Raw genomic sequence first — 4,891 nt, 5'->3', positions numbered from 1 at the left:
GACGGGCCTCGAGGGCGATCCCGTCACCGAGACGGCCGTCGTCGTTCCGATGACCGACCGGGAACACGAGAGCCCGGCCGCGGCCCGCGTGCTCGCCGAACTCGAGTCCCTCGAGCCCGCCGCGGTCGTCGTCCCGGTCCGGGCGTCGCCCGCTCGGATCGGTCCGTTTCGCGAGTGGCTCGAGACCTTCGCCCTGCCGATCGAGGTGCTGTGGTGTAACGCGCCGGCCCTCGAGGAGCGACTCGCCGACGCCGGGCTCGCCGGCGAGACCGGCAAGGGGCGGGACGTCTGGCTCGCGCTCGGTCCCGCCGCCGAGGCCGGCGAGTACGTCGTCGTCCACGACGCCGACGCCCGCAGCTACGAGGCCGACCACGTCCGTCGACTGCTCGCCCCGCTGACGATGGAGTTCGCCTTCTCGAAGGGGTACTACGCGCGCGTCGAGCGCGGACGGCTCTACGGACGCCTGTTCCGGCTGTTCTACGAGCCGCTGCTCCGGACCCTGTCAGCCCGACACGACGAGCCGATCCTCGAGTACTGCGGCGCCTTCCGGTACGCGCTGGCCGGGGAGTTCGCGATGACCGCCGACCTCGCCGAACGACTCCGCCCGCCCCGGACCTGGGGTCTCGAGGTCGGCACCCTCGGCGACGCCTTCGAGCACGCCGGCTTTGCCGGCACCGCGCAGGTCGACCTGGGCGTCCACGAGCACGACCACCGCGCGGTCGCCGGCGAGACCGGGCTCGAGGGGATGAGCCGCACGGTCGGCGCCGAACTGCTGCGGGTGCTCGAGAACGGCGGGATCGATCCCGACTACGAGACGCTACCGGGGCGCTACCGGGAGATCGGTCGGGAGCTGATCGCCCAGTACCGTGCCGACGCGGCGTTCAACGGGCTCGCGTACGATCCCGAGAGCGAACGCGACCAGCTCGAGCGCTACGCCGCCGCGATCGAACCGCCCGGGCCGGACCGCCGACTACCCCGCTGGACCGACGCCACGATCGATCCCGGGATCGTCCGCGAGCGGGCCCGTCCGTGGCAGACGCCGCCGGTCGGCTCGACGGGGACCGACTGACCTCTCAACCTTTATCAGCGCGCCGACCGTTGGACGGCGTATGGACGCGACCGCCGACGAACTCGCCGGCGTCGTCGACCTCTTCGGCGGGCTCACCCGAGCCGAACTCGAGCGAGCCCTCGAGGAGGCGGCGTTTCGCGCCGACGGCGGCGAGGTCGATCCCGACGCCCTCGAGGCGGGGATCGATCGGGCGCTGGAGTCGTTCGCCCTCGTCGCCTACGAGCCGCCCGAGCGATCGGCCCCCGACGGAGTCGAGCCCGGCGAGACCGTGCTGGTCGCCGGGCCGACGGCCTTCCCGACCGTCCCCGACGGCGCCGAGGACGTCCCCCACATCCTCGACGTCGAGCCCAGGCGACCCGACCGCGAGGCCCTCGGCGAGACGGTTCGCGGGGAGTTCGTCGCGGCGGCTGACGCGGCCGTCGACGACGGCGACGACGACAGGATCGAGACGCTGCTGGACGCGAGTTACGACGTCGAAACGTGGGCGCCCGTCGACCTCGCCGACGAACGCGCGCGCCTGGAGGCCGCCCTCGAGTGATCAGATGGGACCGAGACTGAACCTCGCGCCGATCGCGGACCACCCCCCGATCGGCATCGACGACCAGGAACACGACGCGGCCGTCGTCGCCCCCGTCATCGAGCGCGACGAGGAGGACTACCTGCTGTTCACCCGTCGGTCCGACGATCTGGGCAACCACCCCGGCCAAATGAGTTTTCCGGGCGGCGGCGCCGAATCGGAGGACGAGTCGATCCTCGCGACCGCGCTGCGGGAGGCAAACGAGGAGATCGGCCTCGAGCCCGACGAGGCCGAGGTCGTCGGCCAGCTCGACGACATCCGGACGATCTCGGAGTACGCCGTCACCCCCTTCGTCGCCCGGGTCTCCGACCGGGAGTACGAGCGCGACGGGATCGAGGTCGCCGAGATCGTCGTCCTCCCGCTGTCGGGGTTTCTCGACCCTGCAAACTACGAGTGCGAGCGTCGCGACCACCCCTACTACGGCGACATCGTCATCCACTACTTCCACGTCGACGGCTACACCGTCTGGGGGGCGACGGGGCGTATTCTGGTCCAGCTGCTCGAGCTGACCACCGAGTTCGAGGCGCCCGAACGGATCGATCGTTCGACGCTGTGATACGGGCACCCGTACGAGTCCTGCGCGGAACGTCAGCTTTTTGCTCGCGGCCCGCCCAGAACGTCCATGATCGCGCAGACGAGTGATCGCGTTCCGCACCGATCGTAGCCGCCTTTTCGTCGCGCGAGGTGAGTCCCAATGTTAACCACGAGCACCGTCGCCCGAGCCGGACTGGACGGGATCGCGCTGAAACCCGCGGAGTGTGACGTCTCCCTGGCTGCGTCGATCCCCGCCGAGACCATCGCCGTCGACTACGAGGGCCGGGATCATCTCCCGGCGCCGTCGGTCCTCGAGTCGCTGTCGACCGACGCCGACGTCCTCGTGACGACGCCCGTCCGGGCGGACGGCTTCGACCCGCTGGGCGACGACTCCCTGCTTGCCGAACTGCCGTCGACGGTCGGACGCGTCCTGGTCGCCGGCCACCCCGCCTACCTCACCGACGAGGAACGCGAGCGGGCCGTCGCACCCCGACTGGGTGCGGCCCTCGAGACCGACCCCGACGCCTGGGTCGGCTCCGAGAGCGTCGAACGGATCGCGATGGCGACGGGCGCGACCCAGTACGACCTGCTCTCGCGGTCGACTCCCCGCGAGCTTCGGGCGCTGCGGGCGGCCGGCTTCGAGGGCGACCTCGCCGTCTACGCGCCCGCGGTGTTCGCCGACGAGGACGACGCCGTCCTCGACGCCGTCGGCGACTACGTCGCCCGCCGTCGGCTCGTCGCTCGAGCCCTACCCGAGGACTGCGCGACGGACTCGAGCGCCACCGGCCGTGCGCGCGAGGTCCTGCTGAAGGCCGCCGGCGACTACGCGCTCGTCGGTACCGAACGGGAGGTCAGCGAGCAGACCGACGCCCTGCGGGAGGCCGGCGCGACGACCGTCGTGGGCTACCCCGCTCGAGGGTTGGATCCCCTGCTCGAGTAGCGCCGTTCCGTTTCCGATTTCGGCTCCCGTGAATTACTGAAATAGCGAATCGTTACGTAGGCGAGCAAACTGCTCGCTTCGCTCGCAGTTTCTACTGGGCGAACGGCTGTCCGAGACGCGCGACAGCGCGTCTCTCTGCGGAACGACGATCGAAGCGCGAGCGTAGCGAGCGGTGAGTGAGTCGTCTGTACGTAACACGAGCTTCACGCGGTGTGCTGAGTACGGAACCCGTGCGACCCGCTACCGCTACTGAAACTCCGAGTCGGCGAGCACATCGTTGAGGTCGTCCCGGATCCGCTCGCCCAGTTCCCGGTTGGGCGCCGTCGTGACGACCCGGTTCTCCTGGACGCTCGAGCCGTCGCGGATGAGCATCCGGACGTTACCGCCGTCGTCGGCGCGGGTGACTTTCGCCCGGAGTCCGGACTGCGAGCCCTTCCCCCCGGCGTCGATCGGTCCCGGAATGACCTTCTTGACGTGGGGGTGGCCCGCGACGGTCTGGATCGCGCGCATTCCGGTTCGGCCGCCGATCAGCGTCGAGTGGCTGCCGCCGATCTTCTCGGCCGGCGGGGTCTCGACGACCTCGAGGGCACGGTTTCCGCGGCGCTCGAGGGTCGCCGCCACGGGGTCGTCGGCGTCGCCGTCGACGCGATAGAAGGGGTAGTGGACCTCGCGTCGAACGGCGCGGATCACCTCTCGGCTCCCGCTTGCGTACACCTCCTCGGGGCGCTTGCGACGGATCTCGTCGGCCAGCAGCCCCGCGAAGTTCCGCAGTTCGACGACCTCGTTCTCGCCCTCCTCGGGCGTCGTCGTAACCGTCGTCTCGGCGATGACGGGGTCGTCGGCGTCCTCGCCGGCCAGCATCGTCAGCGTCGCCCGCTCGCGGGTCGCCTCGAGCACGATCGCCTCGGTGTTTTCCGCCCGGCAGACCAGACAGAAGTCTCCGGGTTTCTCGAGGGCCGATCCGCAGTGACGACACTCCATACCGGCGATTCGGGAGAGCGGTGTAAAACGGCCCTGTTTTTCCTCGGACTACGCGGAGCCCATCTCGTCAGCGAATTTCGTCCCGCAGGCCCGACAGTACCGCGATCCCGCGGCGACGACGGCCTCGCAGTTCGGACACGAGAGCCCGGAGCCGTCGACGGACGCGGTCTCGATGTCGGTGCCACAGGAGGGACAGTACGCGGCGTCCTCGGAGACGCGGGCGCCGCAGTCCGGACAGCGCTCCCGCCCCTCCCAGAGCACCTGCCGGCGCGACCGGGAGACGTAGTTGTACGCCCCCCAGAGGACGTTCCCGATCCCCATCGTCCACCAGATGGTCAGGACCGCGACCAGGATGTGGGAGGCGACGGAGCCGAACTCCCGGTCGACCATCACGACTCGGTCCCGACCCTCGTCCTCGATCGTCCATCCCTGGGCCACGAGGTCGTCGATCTCCCGCTGCAGGCGTTCGCTTCGCATGCTCGAGGTAGGGCTCGGGCGAACAAAAGCCTGTCAGGCGTCGGCAGGGCCGGTTTCCGGTGACGCCCTCGAGACGAATCAGCCCAGGTCGACGGGATCGACCTTCAGGTACTCCCGCGCGACGACCGTCGCGTACGACCCCTTCGGCAGCGCGAAGGAGAGCGTCAGCGGATCGCGCTCGAGCCCCAGGTCCGTCCGAACCAGGATCGCCCGGCGGGTCCCCGTCGAGTGGAACTCCCCCGGAAGGTCGAAGTCGCCGGACTCGAGCCCCAGCTCCTCGAGCACGTCGCGTTCGATCTCGCCCTGCTCGCCG

Annotated in this window: 7 protein-coding genes; 4 read left to right on the top strand and 3 right to left on the bottom strand. The window is 70.2% G+C overall.

Going from position 1 to position 4,891, the window contains the following annotated elements; all coding sequences use genetic code 11:
• The 4 genes from ACNA7R_RS19260 to ACNA7R_RS19245 all read left to right on the top strand — a co-directional run.
• Window positions 1–1,069: glycosyl transferase family 2 (locus ACNA7R_RS19260; RefSeq protein ID WP_416285134.1), on the top strand; the 1,069-nt coding region annotated here is incomplete at its 5' end.
• 40 nt (window positions 1,070–1,109) lie between these two features.
• A complete protein-coding gene (locus ACNA7R_RS19255) occupies window positions 1,110–1,607 on the top strand; it encodes a hypothetical protein (protein ID WP_416285133.1) in 498 nt (165 codons plus the stop codon).
• Window positions 1,608–1,611: 4 nt separating this feature from the next.
• A complete protein-coding gene (locus ACNA7R_RS19250; RefSeq protein WP_416285132.1) occupies window positions 1,612–2,202 on the top strand; it encodes an NUDIX hydrolase in 591 nt (196 codons plus the stop codon).
• A gap of 138 nt (window positions 2,203–2,340) precedes the next feature.
• A complete protein-coding gene (locus tag ACNA7R_RS19245) occupies window positions 2,341–3,120 on the top strand; it encodes a luciferase (protein WP_416285130.1) in 780 nt (259 codons plus the stop codon).
• Between the two features lie 246 nt (window positions 3,121–3,366).
• Here ACNA7R_RS19245 and ACNA7R_RS19240 read toward each other — a convergent pair whose 3' ends face one another.
• The 3 genes from ACNA7R_RS19240 to truD form a co-directional block, all read right to left on the bottom strand.
• Window positions 3,367–4,101 carry a DUF2103 domain-containing protein gene (locus ACNA7R_RS19240; protein ID WP_416285129.1) on the bottom strand — a complete coding sequence of 245 codons (735 nt, stop codon included), beginning with the start codon at window positions 4,099–4,101 and terminating at the stop codon, window positions 3,367–3,369.
• 48 nt (window positions 4,102–4,149) lie between these two features.
• Window positions 4,150–4,578 (bottom strand): zinc ribbon domain-containing protein, encoded by a 429-nt coding sequence (locus ACNA7R_RS19235; RefSeq protein WP_416285128.1) that lies wholly within the window; start codon window positions 4,576–4,578, stop codon window positions 4,150–4,152.
• Window positions 4,579–4,656: 78 nt separating this feature from the next.
• Window positions 4,657–4,891, bottom strand: a 235-nt coding sequence (gene truD / locus ACNA7R_RS19230) for a tRNA pseudouridine(13) synthase TruD (RefSeq protein ID WP_416285127.1), incomplete at its 5' end; no start/stop codon positions are given.

Source organism: Natronococcus sp. (assembly GCF_047921035.1).
Classification (GTDB): Archaea; Halobacteriota; Halobacteria; order Halobacteriales; family Natrialbaceae; genus Natronococcus.
Note: the sequence above shows the minus strand (reverse complement) of the source record. Positions and strands in the feature narration are given on the sequence as shown.

Bases quoted from the DNA above. Each gene is read 5' to 3' on its own strand.
- ACNA7R_RS19235 (WP_416285128.1), bottom strand. From the start codon at position 4,578: ATGCGAAGCGAACGCCTGCAGCGGGAGATCGACGACCTCGTGGCCCAG.
- ACNA7R_RS19250 (WP_416285132.1), top strand. From the start codon at position 1,612: ATGGGACCGAGACTGAACCTCGCGCCGATCGCGGACCACCCCCCGATC.
- ACNA7R_RS19240 (WP_416285129.1), bottom strand. From the start codon at position 4,101: ATGGAGTGTCGTCACTGCGGATCGGCCCTCGAGAAACCCGGAGACTTC.
- ACNA7R_RS19245 (WP_416285130.1), top strand. From the start codon at position 2,341: ATGTTAACCACGAGCACCGTCGCCCGAGCCGGACTGGACGGGATCGCG.
- ACNA7R_RS19255 (WP_416285133.1), top strand. From the start codon at position 1,110: ATGGACGCGACCGCCGACGAACTCGCCGGCGTCGTCGACCTCTTCGGC.